Origin of the sequence: Sphingomonas sp. CFBP 13720, assembly GCF_014842075.1 — a bacterium.
Classification (GTDB): Bacteria; Pseudomonadota; Alphaproteobacteria; order Sphingomonadales; family Sphingomonadaceae; genus Sphingomonas.
In genome coordinates this window covers 281,611-298,731 of record NZ_JACYVA010000001.1, presented here as the reverse complement: position 1 = coordinate 298,731, position 17,121 = coordinate 281,611, and the positions used below count along the sequence as shown (strand labels likewise).

Genomic DNA, 17,121 nt, shown 5'->3' with positions numbered 1-17,121 from the left:
TTCTACCCCCCGGCGGGGATCGATCAGCGCAGGCTGTCGATCTCGTCCGCCAGACGGGTGTTGCGGCTGGTGTAATACATCTCGATATCGGCGAGCCGCTTGTCGATGTCGCGGAAGGTCGAGCGCATTTCGGATGCGGTGCGGGTCGGGTTCGACCGCACGCCTTGCCAGAACTTCTCGTCCTCGCGGCTTTCGTACAGGCCGGCCGGCTTCTTCTGTGCCATCCACGCGATCATGAAATACGCGATCACGGTCCATGGAAACCCGCCGGCCAGCGTCAGCAACACCGTGCCGATGCGGATCCACATGACCTCGACACCGGTATAGTCGGCGATGCCGGCGCACACGCCCGACATCTTGCCATTCGCCTTGTCGACATAGAATTTGGTGCGTGCGCCGGACATCAGTTCCTCCGTGAATAATCGTTGTCGCGCAGATCGCTGCGGCGGAAATCGTCCTCGTCGCGCCGGGGCAGCGAGGGGCGGAAATCGGGGTTGTCGGCAGCGATGATCCGTTCGATCGTCTGCAACCGTTCCTCTAGCCGCCGGGCGGTAAGGTGCATGTCGTCGAGCAGCCGTTCGTCCTCGTTGGTCAACGACGGCGACTGTTTCCACTTGGTGATATAGTGGAGGATCAGCCACGGCAGCCCGATGAACAGCACGCCGAGCGGGACGGCGATGCCGAAGAAGTCCTCCATCTCAACCCTCCCGGCTCATCCGCGCCTTCAGCGCAGCCAGTTCGGCGTCGATCTTGTCCGAGGACCGCAGTTCGGCGATCTCGTCTTCCAGCGTCTTGGGGATGCCCAGTCCGGCAGCGTCGGCGCGGCCCTCGGCCATGTCGGCGCGGCGTTCCAGCACATCGAAGCGGCTGAACGCATCGGCGGTCTTCGAACCGGCATACATCTCGCGCAGCTTGGTGCGGTTGTTGGCGCTCTCCATCCGGGTCTGGATGGCGTTCTGCCGAGTCCGCGCCTCGCGCAGCTTGGTCTGCAGCTTGGCGATGTCGCCTTCCGACGCGCGCAGCGCATCGTCCAGCACGATGATCTCGCTGTTCAGCTGTTCGGCCATGTCGACCGCCTTCTGCCGTTCGACCAGTGCTGCCTTCGCCAGATCCTCGCGGTCCTTGCTCAGCGCCAGCTCCGCCTTTTCGGTCCAGCTTTCCTGAAGCTTGTCCAGCTTGGCGATATGGCGGCGCATCTCCTTCTGATCGGCGATGGTGCGCGCGGCGGAGGCGCGGACCTCGACCAGCGTTTCCTCCATTTCGAGGATGATCATGCGGATCATCTTCGCGGGGTCTTCGGCCTTGTCGAGCAGGTCGGTGACGTTCGCGGCGATGATGTCACGGGTGCGGGAAAAGATACCCATTGGTTACTCCTTGGAAAAGCCGGGTGGCCGGAACGGAACGGGGTAGAACCGTTCCGGCCTGCCGCATTACGCAATAGGCGCTGCGGCAACGGTGAAGGCGATCGGACCGGATGCGGTCGTCATCGCCAGAACGCACAGGCTCGCCGTCAACGCGCCGATCATGCCGACGATCGCCTGGGGGAGGGTGGTGCTCTTGTACGTGGTCATGTCGGTTTCCCTGAACCTGGAATGTTGCGCCCTGTGTCGGGCTTGCAAACTACATTGCAGGGGGCGTGCCAGTTTAGAAAACGACGGTTTTGCGTCATTTCCGTTGCGTTTGGGCGAAGCCGGAAAAGACTGCTTGCGAACTATTGGGAAATTACGCCACGTTGCCGCCCATGGAACGCACCACGCAGGTCATCGGCCAGTCCGGCCCCTTTCTCGACGCGCTCGAACGCGCCAGCCGGGCGGCCGCGCTCGATCGACCCGTGCTGGTCATCGGCGAACGGGGCACGGGCAAGGAACTGGTCGCCGAACGCCTGCATCGCCTGTCGGGGCGCTGGGATCAGCCGCTGGTCGTGATGAACTGCGCCGCGCTGCCCGAAACGCTGATCGAGGCCGAGTTGTTCGGCCACGAGGCGGGATCGTTCACCGGCGCGTCGAAGGGCCGCGCCGGCCGGTTCGAGGAAGCCGACGGGGGCACGCTGTTCATGGACGAACTCGGCACGTTGTCGATGGCGGCGCAGGACCGGTTGCTGCGTGCCGTCGAGTATGGCGAGATCACGCGGATCGGGTCGTCGCGAGCGATCCGCGTCGATGTGCGGATCGTGGCGGCGACCAACGAACATCTGCCCGACCGGGTCGAGCGCGGCACGTTCCGCGCCGATCTGCTCGATCGCCTGTCGTTCGAGGTGGTGACGCTGCCCCCGCTGCGCGCGCGGCCGGGCGACATTCTCGTCCTTGCCGACTTTTTCGGACGACGCATGTCGGCAGAGATCGGGCGGGACGAATGGCCGGGGTTCGGACCGAATGCGGTCGACATGCTGATGGAATATCGGTGGCCCGGCAATGTCCGCGAACTACGCAACGCGGTGGAGCGATCGGTCTATCGATGGGAACGGCCCGGCGCGATCGATCATGTCGAAATAGACCCGTTCGCATCCCCCTATCGCCCGCAAAGCCCTGTAAAGGCGGCCGCTTCGACGACGACGGACGTTGCTGGAAAAGCTGAGGAACCGAGCCTAACCGACGACAATGGCGACGATTTCAAGACGCGGGTCAACCGGTTCGAGCGTCAGTTGCTGACGCGGGCGATGGCCGATGCCCGGTACAACCAGCGAACCTGCGCGGACGCGCTGGGCCTGACCTACGACCAGCTTCGCCATGCGCTTAAGCGGCATGGATTGCTCGGGCAGGGCGGTTGACCTAAGGAGCGACGGCGTAACGACCGGAGCCAAGCGACCCGTGCGGCGTTCGGTCACACGAACCGCCAAAGGAGGATTGCCATGGCTTTCGAACTTCCGCCGCTGCCCTACGCCTATGACGCGCTGGAGCCGACGATCGACAAGGAGACGATGACGCTCCATCACGACAAGCATCATCAGGCCTATACCGACAAGCTGAACGAGGCGGTATCGGAAGATGCCAGCCTTGCAGGCAAGTCGATCGAGGATCTGCTGGGCCAGATGAACGGCGCCCCGGCCAAGCTGCGCAACAATGGCGGCGGCTATTGGAACCACACCTTCTTCTGGGAAACGATGAAGGGTGGCGGATCGCAGCCGTCGGGTGCGCTCAAGGACGCGATCGACGCTCAGTTCGGGTCGCTAGACGCGCTGAAGGAGCAGTTCAACACCGCCGGCGCCAACCAGTTCGGTTCGGGCTGGGCGTGGCTCATCGTCGGTGCCGACGGCAAGTTGGCAATCACCTCGACCCCCAATCAGGACAATCCCCTGATGGACGTCGCGGCGGTCAAGGGCACGCCGATCCTCGGCAACGACGTGTGGGAACACGCCTATTATATCACCTATCGCAACGCCCGCCCGGCCTATCTCAAGGCATGGTGGGACGTGGTCGACTGGGACAAGGTCGGCCAGCGTTACGACGCGGCGGTCGCCTGATCGCGCGGGGGATCGCCTTCGGGCGGTCCCCCATGATTTTCAGTCCGCCGGCGGCAGTGGCGGAGCTTCGCGGTCCATTTGCAACCCATGCCGCAACAGCATCGGGATGTTCGCCATCGCGAACAGCAGCGTGAGCGGCACCGCGCCCCACAGCTTGAACCCGACCCAGAAATTCCACGTCGAATGACGCCAAACTACTTCGTTCAGCACCGCCATGAACGCAAAGAAGATGGCCCAGTTGACCGTTAGCTTGCGCCACCCTTCCGCACTTAGTCCCGGATAGGTGGTTTCCAGTAACTGCTGGAGCAAGGGACGACCGGTCAGTACGCCGAACGTCAGGATCGACGCGAACATCGCGTACACGATCGTCGGCTTCATCTTCAGGAACGTGTCGTCGCGAAAATATAGTGTCAGCGCCCCGAACACGAGCACAAGCCCGGCGGAAACCCACAGCATGGGTGAGATGTGCCCGGTCTTCCATTTCGACACCACGATCGAGATCAGGCTGGCGATCATGAATGCCGTCGTGGCGATCAGCACGCTGGCGAGCGAGTCGACCATGTCGGGCAGCGACAGGCGCGACGCCAGCAGGTTCGCGACGAAGAACACGCCCAACGGCCCGTAATCCAGCGCCAGTCGGAACAGCGGCGACGTGCGCGGTTTGGCTTCGGTCGTCATTTACGTACGCGCTCCACACCCGCGATGATGCGGGATACTTCATGCGCATCGAACCCGCGAAGGTCGTCGGCGGTTTCGCCCACCCCGATCGCGTGGATCGGCAACCCGAACTTCTCCGCCGCTGCCACCAGCACGCCGCCGCGTGCGGTCCCGTCCAGCTTGGTCATGACCAGCCCGGTGACGCCCGCCGTTTCCTTGAACACCTCGATCTGGTTCAGCGCGTTCTGACCGGTGGTGGCATCCAGCACCAGCACGACGTCGTGCGGCGATGCGGGGTTCAGCCGTCCGAGCACACGGCGGATCTTGGCCAGTTCGTCCATCAGTTCGCGCTTGTTCTGCAATCGGCCGGCGGTGTCGACGATCAGCACGTCGATACCGGTTTCGGTCGCCTGGCGCACTGCTTCGAACACGATGCCCGCCGCATCGCCGCCTTCGGCCCCGCTGACGATCGGCACGCCGATCCGCTCGGCCCATGTCCGCAACTGGCCGATCGCAGCCGCGCGGAACGTGTCGCCCGCCGCCAGCATCACGCCGTAATCCTGATCGACCAGCGTCTTGGCCAGCTTGGCGATCGTCGTTGTCTTGCCCGATCCATTGACACCGATGACCAAAATTACCTGCGGACGCGGAAAAGCCTCGATTTCCAAGGGCCTCGCGACCGGTTCCAACACTTTTTCGATCTCTTCAGCGACGACCAACCGGACGCCGAGTTCTTCCATGTTGCGCTCATACTGACCGTCGGCCAGCCGGGTGCGGACGCGCGCAGCGGTCGCGGGGCCAAGGTCCGACGCGATCAGCGCCTCCTCGATTCCGTCGAGGGTGTCGTCGTCCAGCCGCGCGGCGGACAGGCCGACAAGGTTGCCGGTCAGCCGGTCAGACGTTTTCTTGAGGCCGCCGAGCAGGCGTTCGTGCCAGGAAAGGCTCATAAGGGCATGCCGATCAACCGATCGCCTTCGTATCGAGTGAGCCGCGCCCGGACGATGGTCCCGGGCGGGGAGGGGGAGAGCAGCGTTACGTCGGCGAAGCCGGGCGTGTGCCCGCGCGTGCCGGGCCGCTCGACGAGGATATCGCTTTCGCTGCCGACCAGCGACGCAGCCCAGGCGGCATGGCGACGCGCGGCGGCGGCGCGCAGCCGTTCGGCACGCGCCTTTGCCACGGGCGGCGGCACCTGTGGCATGCGCGCCGCGGGTGTCCGGGCGCGCGGGCTGTAGGGAAAGATATGCGCATGGACGATGTCGCACGCATCGATCAGCGACAGGCTGTTCGCCGCCATCGCATCGTCCTCGGTCGGGAAGCCGGCGATCAGGTCCGCGCCGATCGCGATATCGCGTGCCGCCTTCAGCCGTTCGACCAGCCGAACGGCATCGGCGCGCAGGTGCCGGCGCTTCATGCGCTTGAGCACCATGTCGTCGCCCGCCTGGAAGGACAGGTGGACGTGCGGCATGATCCTTGGTTCCGATATCAGCAATTCCAACAGCTTACCGTCGATATTTGCAGGATCGAGCGAGGAAAGCCGCAGCCGCCGTACGGTGGTACGCATTAGGATCGCCTCGACCAGATCGCCCAGGCGCGGCACGCCAGCCAGATCGTCGCCATAGCTTGACAGGTCGACGCCCGTCAGCACGACCTCGCCGTGACCGGCCGCGACCAGCGACGCGACTTGCGCGACGATCGCGCCGATGTCCGCCGATCGCGACGGCCCGCGACCGGCGGGAATCGCGCAGAAGGTGCAGCGATGGTCGCAACCATTCTGCACCTCGACGAACGCGCGCGTCTGTCCGTCGAACCCGCCGGCCAGTTGCGGCGCGGTGTCGAGGATGCGTCCGATATCGCGCACGATCACCGGATCGGCCGAGCCCCATGCGGCGGGGTTCAGCTTATCCGAATTGCCGATGACGCGGCTGACTTCGGGCATCGCGGCGAACGAGTCAGGGTCGATCTGCGCCGCGCAGCCGGTGACGACCAGTTCGGCCAGCGGCCGTTCGCGCCGGGCGCGGCGGATCGCGCGGCGGGTGCCGGCGACCGCATCGTTGGTGACGGCGCAGCTGTTGACGACTACCATGTCGCGTACACCCACGATCGCCCGGATCGCCTCGCTTTCGGCGATGTTCAACCGGCAACCCAGCGTGATGATAGTGGGACCATAAGGAGATGGCATGGCCGGTGATCTAGGGACAGGCGACCGCGAAGTCCACGCGGCAGCGCGCGCGATTCTCGACTTCTGGTTCGATGAAGTGGGCGAGGACCGGCATTTTGCCAAGGACGACGCACTGGACGCGACGATCGCCGACCGCTTCGGCGGCCTGCGCGATGCCGTACTGGCGAACGAGGCGGCAGGATGGCGGGACGACCCCGACGCGTTGCTCGCCGCCGTGATCCTGCTCGATCAATTCTCGCGCAACCTGTACCGTGGGCAGGCGGCGGCGTTCGCGGCCGATCCGCTGGCGCTCGAACTGGCGCTGATCGGTATCGCGCGCGGCGACGACCGTGCGCTCCCGCCGCTACGGCGCTCGTTCCTGTACATGCCGCTGATGCACAGCGAGGATGCGGGTGTCGCGCGTTTCTCGCTGGTTTGCTTTGAGGCGCTGGGCGTGGCGAACAACCTGAACTTCGCGCGCGACCACGCCGAGGTCATCCGCCGCTATGGCCGGTATCCGTCGCGCAACGCTGCCCTCGGCCGGGAGTCGACCGAAGCCGAACGCGCGTATCTCAGCCGACCCAACGCCGGCTGGTAAGCGTCGCCAGCCCGGTCGCCAGATCGGGATCGGGCATGCCGCGCAGCAGCCCGCGCGCGCCCAGCATCCGCCGGGTCTCGGGCACATGCGTCGGCTTGCCGTACGCCCAGCCCTGCGCCTTCGAACAGCCCAGCGCCGCAAGGCGCTCGGCGAGTTGCAGCGTTTCGACGCCCTCCGCCGTGATCGGCAGAGCAAGGCTGTGGCCAAGGCCGATGATCGCGTTGACGATCGCCGCCGAATCGGCGCTGTCATGCATCGACAGCACGAAGCTCTTGTCGATCTTGATCCGGTCGAACGGCAACGCCCGCAGATGCGCAAGGCTGGAATAGCCGGTACCGAAATCGTCCAGCGCCACGTTCACGCCCTGATTCTTCAGGCTGCCGATGATCGACTGCGCCAGCGGCAGATTTTCGAACAGCGCGCTTTCGGTGATTTCCACTTCCAGCCGGGTCGCGGCAAAGCCGGTTTCGACCATCGCCTTGATGATCTTCTGCGCCAGCCACGCGTCGCGCAACTGCCACGGCGATATATTGACCGATAGCGACAGCGACGGGTCCCAGTCGCGTGCGGCAGTGAACGCCTGTCGCATGATGGAGAGCGAAAGGTCGCCGATCAGCCCCGCTTCTTCGGCGATGGGGATGAAGCGGTCAGGCGGAATATTGCCCAGTTTCGGATGGTTCCAACGGGCCAGCACCTCGAACCCGGTCAGTTTGCCGGTGGTCAGGTCGACCTGTTGCTCGAATACCGGCACGATCTGTCCCGCCGGAATCGCGATACGAAGCCCGCTTTCAAGGTCGTTGCGATCGTGCAGCGCCCGCTCCATCGACCGGTCGAACCATGCGAACTGGTCGCGCCCGGCATTCTTGGCCGAATACATCGCGATATCCGCCGCCCGCATCAGCGAATCGATCGTGGTGCCATCGAAATCGGATCGCGCGATGCCGACCGAACAGCCGATGTGACAGCGGAATCCCTCCGCCTCGATCGGCTGGGCCAGCCGGCGGACGAGCAGTTCGGCGATACGGTCGACCGTCGCGGGTTGCGTCGGATCGAACGTCAGCACGCAGGCGAACTCATCCCCCCCGAACCGCGCGGCCAGCGCGTCGGCGGGCAGGGCAGCGGTGACTTCGGCCGCGACCGCGCGCAACAGCGTGTCGCCGGCGGAATGGCCGTGCATGTCGTTGACGGTCTTGAAATGGTCGAGGTCGAGGATCATCAACGCGACGGCACGGTCGGTGCGGATCGCCTCAGCCAGCATTTTGGTGCCCTGTTCGCTCAGGCTGCGGCGATTGAGAAAACCGGTCAACGGGTCGCACGCCGCCAGTGTCCGGGCACGTTCCTCCGCCGCGGCGCGGACGCGCACTTCGGCATATAATGCCCGGTGCCGGCGCCATCCGAACAGGATCAGCGCGATGTTGAGCAACAGCGCGAAAACCAGCGATTCGTCGACCGGCGCTCCGCCGTCGAATTCCCACGCCAACAGTCCCGACAGCACGCTGCTGCCGATACCGACGAACAGCAGGATCGACGCGACGCTGATCGCGCCGGCCAGCAATTCCTTGCGTGTCGCCGGCAGTGGCGACTCCGATGTGGTCTCGGCCCCAGTCATTGCGCGTTGCCATCCCATATCCAAGCTGACAGGTGCTAGGCCCGACCCGTATACAAGTGGTTAACAACCGGCGGCTTGCATGGCCGGCCGCGTTCCTTTAAGAGCGCCGGATCGTTTCCACTTTGGAAGCGCCCAGCATTGCCGCCCATGGGCGACGCCGGCCGACGAGGTTTCGTCCGCCGGCGTATTTTGCTTGAGCGTTTCCGGTGGAACAAGACCGGAGTTTGCGCCACGTGTTCGAAAGTCTGAGTGACCGGCTGGGAGGGGTGTTCGATCGCCTGCGCGGTCGCGGCGCGCTGACCGAGGCCGATGTCCGCGCCGCGATGCGCGAAGTCCGCGTGGCGCTGCTCGAAGCCGATGTGGCGCTGCCGGTCGCACGCTCGTTCGTCGACAAGGCGACCGAGGCGGCGATCGGTCAGAACGTGCTGCGGTCGATCACGCCGGGGCAACAGGTCGTCAAGATCGTCCATGACGCGCTGGTCGACATGCTGGGGCCGGACACGGCCGAATTGGACGTGGCGGTCACGCCGCCCGCCGTCATCATGCTGGTCGGGTTGCAGGGGTCGGGCAAGACCACGACCACGGCAAAGCTGGCCAAGCTGCTGGCAAAGCGCGAAGGCAAGAAGGTGCTGATGGCGTCGCTCGACGTCAATCGCCCAGCCGCGCAGGAACAGCTTGCGGTACTGGGGACGCAGGTCGACGTCGCGACGCTGCCGATCGTACAGGGGCAGCAGCCGGTCGACATCGCGCGCCGCGCGCTGCAGGCGGCGAAGCTTCAGGGCTATGACGTCGTCATGCTCGATACGGCCGGGCGGCTGCACGTCGATCAGGCGCTGATGGACGAAATGCGCGCGGTGGCGGACATCGCGCGTCCGAACGAAACGCTGCTGGTCGTCGATGCGCTGACCGGTCAGGACGCCGTCAACGTCGCGCAGAATTTTTCGGATCAGGTCGATCTGACTGGCGTCATCCTGACCCGGATGGACGGCGACGCGCGCGGCGGTGCCGCTTTGTCGATGCGGGCCGTCACGGGCAAGCCGATCAAGTTTGCGGGCGTCGGCGAAAAGCTGGACGCGATCGAACCGTTCCATCCCAAACGCGTCGCGGGCCGCATCCTCGGCATGGGCGACGTCGTGTCGCTGGTCGAACGTGCGGCGGAATCGATCCAGGCCGACGATGCCGAACGCATGGCCGGACGCCTCGCCAAGGGGCAGTTCGACATGAACGATCTGCGCGGGCAACTGGCGCAGATGCGGCGCATGGGTGGCCTCGGCGCGCTGGCGGGGATGATCCCCGGCATGAAGAAGGCACAGGCGGCGATGGCGTCGGGCGCGATGGATGAAAAGATCCTGCTGCGCATGGACGCCATGATCACGTCGATGACGGTCAAGGAACGCGCGAAGCCCGAACTCATCAATGCCAAGCGCAAGATCCGTATCGCCAAGGGATCGGGCACGACGGTGCAGGACATCAACAAATTGTTGAAGATGCACCTCGAAATGCAGTCCGCCATGAAGAAGCTCAAGAAGATGGGCGGTCTGAAGGGCATGATGGCGATGCTGGGCAAGGGCGGCATGGGCGGCCTCGGCAACGCGCTGGGCGGTCCGGGGCTGGGCGACCTGCTGGGCAAGGCGGGCGGCGAGATGCCCGGGCTGCCGGGGCTGGGCGGGGGCAAGGGCATGCCGCAACTGCCCCCCGGTTTCGAAAATCTCATCAAGAAGAAGTAACCGCCGGCACATCACCGGCTTACGCAATACGAAGAAGGAAGAACTACAATGGCAATCAGCATCCGTCTGTCGCGTGGCGGCTCCAAGAAGCGTCCGTACTACCGCATCGTCGTCGCCGACGCGCGCAGCCCGCGCGATGGCCGCTTCATCGAGAAGATCGGCACCTACAACCCGCTGCTGGGCAAGGAAGACGAGAAGCGCGTCGTGCTGGACGGCGAGCGTGCGGCGCATTGGCTGAGCGTCGGCGCGCAGCCGACCGATCGCGTCGCCCGCTTCCTCGACAAGGCCGGCGTCAAGGAACGCGCCGCCCGTAGCAACCCGACCAAGGGCAAGCCCGGCGAAAAGGCCACCGAGCGTGCGGAAGAGCGCGCCGAAAAGGCGAAGGCCGCCGAGGAAGCCGCCAACGCGCCGGCCGAAACCGCCGAGGCATAAGGGCCATCCGGCGTTCGTCCGTATCGGGCGGACGCCGGCACCCTCTACGATCGTCGTGCGTTCTTTGGCGGCAACCGCAGGAGAACCGCGATGATCGACCCCGAATCCAATCCCGCGCATGACGAGGACGCCACCAATGTCGGCAAATCGGCAGAAGACCCCGCCGAAGGCCGCGACGACGCCCCCACGGGCGGCGAAGGTTCCCCCGACGACGCATGACGTCGGTGGCGGCGAGCGCCGTGTGGTGCTCGCCGCGATCGCGGGCGCACACGGTCTTGCCGGCGAAGTCCGGCTGAAGCTGTTCGCGGACGACCTGTCGGGCTATTCCAGCCTGAACGGCGGCGCGCTCACCTTGTTATCGCTGCGTTCGGGCAATAACGGCGCGATTGCTCGCTTCCGTGAGATTACCGATCGCACTGCGGCAGAGGCGCGTCGCGGGACCGAATTATGGGTGCCGCGCGATCAGCTTCCACCGCTGGCGGACGGCGAATATTATCATGCCGACCTGCTCGGCCTGTCGGCGGTATCGAGTGAGGGCGACGCGCTCGGCCATATCGTCGCGATCGACGATTTCGGCGCAGGCGACGTGATCGAGATCGAACGTCCGAACGGCAAGCGCTTCATGGTGCCGATGCAACCGCATGCGGTTCCCGAATGGAATGCCGAACGCCTGGTGGTCGACGCGCTGTTCGCGACCGAGTGATGCAGGGGCGGTAGCAGGTCCGGTGCGGGTCGGTGCTCGCCTCTAGCACAGCGATGGGTCTGCGTGACCTACACGCCCGCCGCAAACATCGGCGGCCGAACCGGTGACTGCACCGATGACGCGAAAGGTTCGTGCGAAACGGGTCCACGGACGGCACTGTCGCGAAACACGCTGCATTTCGGTCGGCCTAAGGCGGATCGACGTTCAGCGCGACGGCGTCCTTGCCGCCTGCACGACCGTCACCTCGGACCTGTTCGCCGATCTACCGCGCAGCAGTCGTTGGCCGTCGTGCCTTGTTCCGCTTCGTTGGCGGTCCGGTGGACCTCGGGACAGGTATGGGGTGACGAAGAAGGCCAGTTCCGCTGAATGTTATCAGCCTACTCCGACGTAGCGATCTCCGCATCCGGGTCCACCAGCTTCGTGACCAGTCGCCCGACCAGCGTCACGGGGTCGCGCCCGCCGCCATAGCCATAGGCCGCCGCCTCGCGCTTCGAACAGCGTCGCTGCCCGGCGAACACGCCGCAGCCGTTCAGATAGGGTGATTCGACACTGGTTCGCGCCGGCTCGCCCGCAACGGCACCCGCTTCGTCGGGGTCGCGTTCGACGGGCAGCGGCAGGCGGTATCGATCCCCCCGGTCGCGGTCGCCGCAGACCAGGATGGCATCGTCGGACTGCGGCTTGCATCCATCCGCAGCATCGCGCTGCGCGGCGGCCGCCAGTATCCGGTCGATCGATTGTGCCGATGCCAGACCCGCGATCATCACCGTCATCGCCATCATCGACCTGCGCACGCATCGTCCTCCGCAACGGCAATCATAGTGCCAGCCTGCGTCGCACGCGACTCCCGTCAGCGCCGGATCGGCCGGCGTTCGTCCAGCAGGTTGCGGATCGTCGTCGCGGCGACGCCGGCTTCGCCCATGGCGTGGCTGATCTGGTCCAGCCCCTTCACGACATCGCCCGCCGCGAACAGGCCGGGGATCGACGTGCGCTGGTGGTCGTCGACCTCCAGACAGCCTTCCGCCGTGGCCGCAGCGCCTGCCGCGACCGCCAGTTCGGACCGGATGCGCGATCCGAGCGCAGGGTAAACGCTGTCGAACGCGCGGCCGCCCGCCGCCGTGCGGACGACGATGCGGTCGTCTTCGATCCGGTAATCGCCGCAGGGGCCGTCGACCCGCTGGATTCCGGCGGCGTCGAGCTTCGCGAGGCACGCGGCGTCCAGATCATGATCGCTGTCCGGCGCGATCAGCGTGACGTCGCGCGTATAGGACCGAAGGAACAACGCCTCGCGCATCCCGTGCGAATCGGTGCCGATCACACCGACGCGCTTGTCGGTCACCTCATATCCGTCGCACACCGGGCAGTAGCGCAGCAAACCGCGCGCCAGTGCGGCGTCGTGCGTCGCGTCGTCCAGTCCGCGCGGGCGGTGGTTGACCACGCCGGTCGCCAGCAGCACGGTGCGCGCGCGTGCCGCCGACCGACCGGTGTGGACGACGAAGTCTTCGCCGTCGCGCTCGATCGCGGCGACGGTCGCGTTCTCGCACGTCGCGCCGTACAGCCGCGCCTGTTCGTGCATCCGTGCCAATAGCTCGGGGCCGGCGATGCCCTGCGGATAGCCGGCATGATTATGGGTGCGCGGGATCATGGCGGCGCGGCTGGATCCGCAATCGAACAGCCGGATCGACAGGTGGAACCGCGCAAGATAGATCGCGGCGGTCAGCCCCGCCGGGCCGGCTCCCACGATGACGCAGTCGGTGATGTCGCCGATCGGCGGTTCGGTGGTCTGGTCCATCGGGTCGGAGTAACGGTCCTGCCCGTGGGTTCCAAGGACATAGGATAACGGGATTCCCTGCGCATGACCTTCGCCGCCACCGTCCTGACGCTGTATCCCGAAATGTTTCCGGGGCCGCTCGGCGTGTCGCTGGCCGGACGCGCGCTGCGTGAGGGGCGCTGGTCGCTAAATGCGGTGCAGATCCGCGACTTCGCGACCGACCGGCACCGTTCGGTCGATGACACGCCGGCCGGGGGCGGGGCGGGCATGGTGCTGCGCGCCGACGTGGTCGCGGCGGCGATCGACAGCGTCGCGGACGACCGGCCGGTGCTGGCGATGACGCCACGTGCGCGGCCGTTGACGCAGGCGCGGGTGCGCGACCTTGCGGCGGGGCCGGGGGCGGTGGTGCTGTGCGGCCGGTTCGAAGGGTTCGACGAACGCCTGTTCGAAGGCCGCGCGATCGAACCAGTGTCGATCGGCGACTATGTCCTGTCAGGGGGCGAGATGGGGGCGCTGGTGCTGCTGGATGCTTGCGTTCGGCTGCTTCCCGGCGTAATGGGCGCGGCTTCGAGTGGTATCGAGGAAAGCTTCGAAAGCGGCCTTCTCGAATATCCTCAATACACCCGACCTGCGATATGGGAGGGGCGCACGATCCCCGAAGTGTTGCGATCGGGGGATCATGCGCGGATCGCCGCCTGGCGGAAACACCGGGCGGAGGCCGATACACGGCTATGGCGGCCGGACCTGTGGGAGCGTCACGTCGACACTCGGGTCCAGTCGCCCTCTGGCGCGCACGACAAAGACGAAGGTCAGAAGACATGAACCTCCTCCAGACGATCGAAGCCGAGCAGATCGCGAAGTTTCTCGAATCGAAGTCGCTGCCCGAATTCCGCGCCGGCGACACCCTCAAGGTCGGCGTGAAGGTCGTCGAAGGCGAGCGGACCCGCGTGCAGAACTACGAAGGCGTGTGCATCGCGCGTTCGAACTGCGGCATGGGATCGTCCTTCACCGTCCGCAAGATGTCGTTCGGCGAAGGCGTCGAGCGCGTTTTCCCGCTCTATTCGCCGAACATCGATTCGATCGAGGTCGTGCGTCGCGGCGTCGTGCGGCGCGCGAAGCTCTACTATCTGCGCGGTCGCACCGGCAAGTCGGCACGTATCGCCGAACGCCGCGATCCGCGTCCGGTCAAGGCGACCGCTGCCGAGTGATCGGTGCGGCCTTGATGCCACGACAGGAAGGCGCGGTGGCGACAGTCACCGCGCCTTTTTTTCGTTCCGCGATACGCCGTAATCAGCCCGCCGCACGTCCATACCAGCCGAAGCAACGCTCCGCCGCCGCCACCGCGCGCGCCATCCACGCTTCGTCCCGCGCCGCCGCGTCGATCGCCGCGCGGACCTCGCGCCACCCGCCGCGACCATGGCCGGCGGACAGATAGGCATGCGGCAGTCCGGGCGCGACGTCGCGCGCCAGCATCACGCCGCCCAGCCGCGATCCCTCGACCACATAGAAGATACCCCACAGCGCAGCCGGATCGCGTTCGACCGGGACCGGCAGTGGATCGGGCATCATCATCCCCAATGCCGTCAGATCGGCCGCCAGCGCAGGGGTGCGCGCCCCGAACGCAGGCAGGCCGGGTGCGTCGTTCAGCATCCTCTCGACCGGCGGCACCACGCGGGCATGCGCCAGCAGGAACTGCGCATAGCCATCACGATCGGTCAGGTCGAACCGGCCGTACGCAGCATCGATCGCCGCATGCGCCGGTCCGGTCGCCGCACGCAGCGTCGCGCTGGCGCTCATGCGTCGCCGGGTACGCCGATCGGGGCCGTTACCGTGAAACGCAGCCCCGGCGCGTTGTCGCTTTCCTCGATCGTGCCGTCCAGCCGCTGCACCATCGCGCTCAGCATGCGCGTGCCGAAGCCCTGCCGCTGTCCGGTGCGCCCACGGCCCCGATCGGCGACCGTCAGGCGGAACCGGTTGCGGAACCGCTCCAGCGTCACTGCGATCGGCCCCGGCTGCCCGTCATAGGCATATTTCTGGGCGTTGATGACCAGCTCGACCAGCACCAGCCCGACCTGCACCGCCGCATCCGCGCTGATGAGCAAGGGCGAAAGGTCCATCGTCAGCCGCCCCTGCCATTCGGCACCCATCGACGACTGCATCTCGCCCAACAGGTCCTCGACATAGCGGCCCAGATCGATCGACGTGACATTGTCGTCCGAATACAGTCGCCGATGGACCAGCGCGACCGCCGACAACCGCCGCTGCGCTTCGGTCAGATGCCGGGTCAGCGTCTCGTCATTCTCGGCATTGGCCTGCATCGCAAGGAACGCGACCACCAGTTGCAGGCTGTTCTGGACGCGGTGGTTCACTTCCTTGATCAGCGTTTCCTGCTGCGCAAGCAATACGTCCTTGTCGGTGACGGCGCGGGTCAGTTCGCGATTGAGTTCGTTGATGCGCCGCCGCTGGCGAACGTCGAACAGGGTGCGGCTCAACCGATGCGCCGCCTCGACCTCCGCCACGCTCCACGGCCGCGCGCGACCGCGTATCTCCTCGCTCCACGCCGCGAACGACGCACGCGGGGTCAGCCGCGCGCCCGGCGTTTCCACCGCCTTGTGCGGATTGCCCGCCCATTGCACCGTCTGAAGCTCTTCCGCCCGGAACCACATCAGCACGACCGGCTCGTCGATCGACAACACGATCGCCAGCAGCCCGCTGGCCACGTCGCGATAGGCCTCCGCCTCGGGCATCCGTGCGGCCAGGGTCGCGGTATGCAGGGGGCTGTTGCCCTGTCGCCGGACCCACGCCGAAATCGCCATGATGTCCGCGCCCGACGGCACATGGCCGCTGCTGTGCAACGAACCGCCGCGATGCAGCGCGAACCCGTCGGCACCCATCATCCGCTGCAATTCGCCGCCGATCGATCCGGCCATCGTTTCGGGATCGCCATCCTGCGCCAGCCGGACGGCCAGCGCGTCTTCCGCGGAACGCAGCCGCAACCGCTCGCGATACTCGGCCGCTTCTTCCTTCGCGCGCACCTGCTGTGCGAACGCGGCGGCGATCAGTTCGCACGTCTTGCGTTGGAGATAGTCCAGCCCGCGCGGGGTGCGGTGATGGCACGCGACCAGCCCCCACAACACGCCGTCCTTGACGATCGATGCCGATGCCGACGCCATCACCTGCATGTTGCGCAGATATTCGATGTGGATCGGCGACACCGCGCGCAATCCGACATCGCTCAGGTCGATCGCCGCCATTGCGGGATCGACCGCGCGGATCGGCATCACCGCACCGTCGACGTCGGGGATCACCCGCACGCGGTTGCGGATGTACAGCGCACGCGCCTGTCGCGGAATGTCGGACGCGGGGAAATGATGGTTCAGGAACCCGGTCATGTCCGGCGCATGGCGTTCGGCGACGACCTTGCCAGAATCATCGTCGAGGAACCGATAGATCATCACCCGGTCGAACCCGGTCAGTTGGGCGAAGATCGTGGCGGCACGCGCGCTCAGGTCTTCCAGATCGACCGCGCGACCGAAATCCTCGCTGGCGCGGGCGATCCAGTTCAGCGCGTCGTCGGTCCCCGCCTGTCCCGGCGCGGTGGGTTCCAGCTCGATCAGCCAATGGGCATCCACGCGGTGCGCGACGACCGACAGGCTGCCCCCTGCGGCGGTGCCCAACAGCGGCAGGCGTATCGCATCCGCCCGCAACGCGTTCGCCACCGGTTCGCCCAGCAGCATCGCGACGGTCGCGCCGGTCCAGTCACACCCCAGCAGCCCGGTGCAATCGCCCGCGCCGCCAACCACCCTGCCGCTCTCCGCATCGACGATCAGCAAGATCCCGTGCGGCTGGATCGCGCCCGGAATGTGGATCGGCTCACGGTCGCAGGCGGTCAGGTCCTGACCCAATGATGACGGTGACTGCATGTCGGCCGGAAGCGTTCCGGCTACCTGTTCGATACTCGTCGCCAAACTTCGCCCTTCGTCATCCTGCCGTCATCGCGTCGGACATG

20 protein-coding genes are annotated in these 17,121 nt (G+C 66.1%); 8 read left to right on the top strand and 12 right to left on the bottom strand.

The genetic code is table 11. The features are described from left to right. Nucleotides 1-23 precede the first annotated feature (23 nt). From pspC to IFT55_RS01420, 4 genes are all read right to left on the bottom strand, one after another. Complete coding sequence (pspC, locus tag IFT55_RS01435; protein ID WP_192088612.1) at nt 24-404, bottom strand: envelope stress response membrane protein PspC; 381 nt, start codon at nt 402-404, stop codon at nt 24-26. After that, complete coding sequence (gene pspB / locus IFT55_RS01430; protein WP_192088611.1) at nt 404-697, bottom strand: envelope stress response membrane protein PspB; 294 nt, start codon at nt 695-697, stop codon at nt 404-406. Before pspB ends, pspC begins: the two co-directional genes overlap by 1 nt. A 1-nt stretch (nt 698) precedes the next feature. Then, nucleotides 699-1,364, bottom strand: a complete 666-nt coding sequence (gene pspA / locus IFT55_RS01425; RefSeq protein WP_192088610.1) for a phage shock protein PspA — start codon at nt 1,362-1,364, stop codon at nt 699-701. Between the two features lie 66 nt (nt 1,365-1,430). Continuing rightward, a complete protein-coding gene (locus IFT55_RS01420) occupies nt 1,431-1,571 on the bottom strand; it encodes a hypothetical protein (RefSeq protein WP_192088609.1) in 141 nt (46 codons plus the stop codon). Between the two features lie 170 nt (nt 1,572-1,741). Between IFT55_RS01420 and pspF the strand changes: the two genes are divergently transcribed. Together pspF and IFT55_RS01410 are read left to right on the top strand one after the other, a co-directional pair. Continuing rightward, complete coding sequence (gene pspF / locus IFT55_RS01415) at nt 1,742-2,767, top strand: phage shock protein operon transcriptional activator (protein ID WP_192088608.1); 1,026 nt, start codon at nt 1,742-1,744, stop codon at nt 2,765-2,767. Between the two features lie 81 nt (nt 2,768-2,848). Further along, the gene (locus IFT55_RS01410) at nt 2,849-3,460 is read left to right on the top strand and encodes a superoxide dismutase (protein ID WP_192088607.1); all 612 of its coding nucleotides are present in this window, start codon (nt 2,849-2,851) and stop codon (nt 3,458-3,460) included. Nucleotides 3,461-3,499: 39 nt separating this feature from the next. Here IFT55_RS01410 and IFT55_RS01405 read toward each other — a convergent pair whose 3' ends face one another. From IFT55_RS01405 to mtaB, 3 genes are read right to left on the bottom strand one after another with little or no spacing between them, the layout of a single operon-like run. Beyond that, nucleotides 3,500-4,138 carry a septation protein A gene (locus IFT55_RS01405; RefSeq protein WP_192088606.1) on the bottom strand — a complete coding sequence of 213 codons (639 nt, stop codon included), beginning with the start codon at nt 4,136-4,138 and terminating at the stop codon, nt 3,500-3,502. Continuing rightward, nucleotides 4,135-5,064 (bottom strand): signal recognition particle-docking protein FtsY, encoded by a 930-nt coding sequence (gene ftsY / locus IFT55_RS01400; RefSeq protein ID WP_192088605.1) that lies wholly within the window; start codon nt 5,062-5,064, stop codon nt 4,135-4,137. Before ftsY ends, IFT55_RS01405 begins: the two co-directional genes overlap by 4 nt. Continuing rightward, complete coding sequence (mtaB, locus tag IFT55_RS01395; RefSeq protein WP_192088604.1) at nt 5,061-6,296, bottom strand: tRNA (N(6)-L-threonylcarbamoyladenosine(37)-C(2))-methylthiotransferase MtaB; 1,236 nt, start codon at nt 6,294-6,296, stop codon at nt 5,061-5,063. Before mtaB ends, ftsY begins: the two co-directional genes overlap by 4 nt. Here mtaB and IFT55_RS01390 point away from each other — a divergent pair. After that, nucleotides 6,295-6,873: a DUF924 family protein gene (locus IFT55_RS01390; RefSeq protein WP_192088603.1), complete on the top strand. Its 579-nt coding sequence runs from the start codon at nt 6,295-6,297 to the stop codon at nt 6,871-6,873. The two genes, mtaB and IFT55_RS01390, sit on opposite strands and share 2 nt — an antisense overlap. Here IFT55_RS01390 and IFT55_RS01385 read toward each other — a convergent pair. Then, the gene (locus IFT55_RS01385; protein WP_192088602.1) at nt 6,848-8,482 is read right to left on the bottom strand and encodes a putative bifunctional diguanylate cyclase/phosphodiesterase; all 1,635 of its coding nucleotides are present in this window, start codon (nt 8,480-8,482) and stop codon (nt 6,848-6,850) included. The genes IFT55_RS01390 and IFT55_RS01385 overlap by 26 nt on opposite strands. A gap of 233 nt (nt 8,483-8,715) precedes the next feature. Between IFT55_RS01385 and ffh the strand changes: the two genes are divergently transcribed. The 3 genes from ffh (at nt 8,716) to rimM (ending at nt 11,344) form a co-directional block, all read left to right on the top strand. Further along, nucleotides 8,716-10,209, top strand: coding sequence for a signal recognition particle protein (gene ffh, locus IFT55_RS01380; RefSeq protein ID WP_192088601.1), 1,494 nt, complete (start codon nt 8,716-8,718; stop codon nt 10,207-10,209). Nucleotides 10,210-10,257: 48 nt separating this feature from the next. Next, complete coding sequence (gene rpsP, locus IFT55_RS01375) at nt 10,258-10,641, top strand: 30S ribosomal protein S16 (RefSeq protein WP_192088600.1); 384 nt, start codon at nt 10,258-10,260, stop codon at nt 10,639-10,641. Nucleotides 10,642-10,777: 136 nt separating this feature from the next. Beyond that, a complete protein-coding gene (rimM, locus tag IFT55_RS01370; protein WP_192088599.1) occupies nt 10,778-11,344 on the top strand; it encodes a ribosome maturation factor RimM in 567 nt (188 codons plus the stop codon). A 377-nt stretch (nt 11,345-11,721) separates the two neighbouring features. On the opposite strand, the gene IFT55_RS01365 is transcribed toward rimM, so the two are convergent. Then, on the bottom strand, nt 11,722-12,135 hold the full coding sequence (locus IFT55_RS01365) for a hypothetical protein (protein ID WP_192088598.1): 414 nt from the start codon (nt 12,133-12,135) through the stop codon (nt 11,722-11,724). Nucleotides 12,136-12,191: 56 nt separating this feature from the next. Further along, nucleotides 12,192-13,133 (bottom strand): NAD(P)/FAD-dependent oxidoreductase, encoded by a 942-nt coding sequence (locus IFT55_RS01360; protein WP_197976272.1) that lies wholly within the window; start codon nt 13,131-13,133, stop codon nt 12,192-12,194. Nucleotides 13,134-13,196: 63 nt separating this feature from the next. Between IFT55_RS01360 and trmD the strand changes: the two genes are divergently transcribed. After that, entirely contained in the window at nt 13,197-13,934 is a 738-nt protein-coding gene (trmD, locus tag IFT55_RS01355; RefSeq protein WP_192088597.1) for a tRNA (guanosine(37)-N1)-methyltransferase TrmD, read from the top strand. Continuing rightward, entirely contained in the window at nt 13,931-14,320 is a 390-nt protein-coding gene (rplS, locus tag IFT55_RS01350) for a 50S ribosomal protein L19 (protein ID WP_192088596.1), read from the top strand. The genes trmD and rplS overlap by 4 nt, the downstream gene beginning before the upstream one ends. Nucleotides 14,321-14,402: 82 nt before the next feature. Here the strand turns inward: rplS and IFT55_RS01345 are convergent, their stop codons facing one another. Continuing rightward, the gene (locus IFT55_RS01345) at nt 14,403-14,909 is read right to left on the bottom strand and encodes a biliverdin-producing heme oxygenase (protein ID WP_192088595.1); all 507 of its coding nucleotides are present in this window, start codon (nt 14,907-14,909) and stop codon (nt 14,403-14,405) included. Beyond that, nucleotides 14,906-17,080 (bottom strand): histidine kinase dimerization/phosphoacceptor domain -containing protein, encoded by a 2,175-nt coding sequence (locus tag IFT55_RS01340; RefSeq protein ID WP_249403516.1) that lies wholly within the window; start codon nt 17,078-17,080, stop codon nt 14,906-14,908. The genes IFT55_RS01345 and IFT55_RS01340 overlap by 4 nt, the downstream gene beginning before the upstream one ends. Nucleotides 17,081-17,121: the final 41 nt, after the last annotated feature.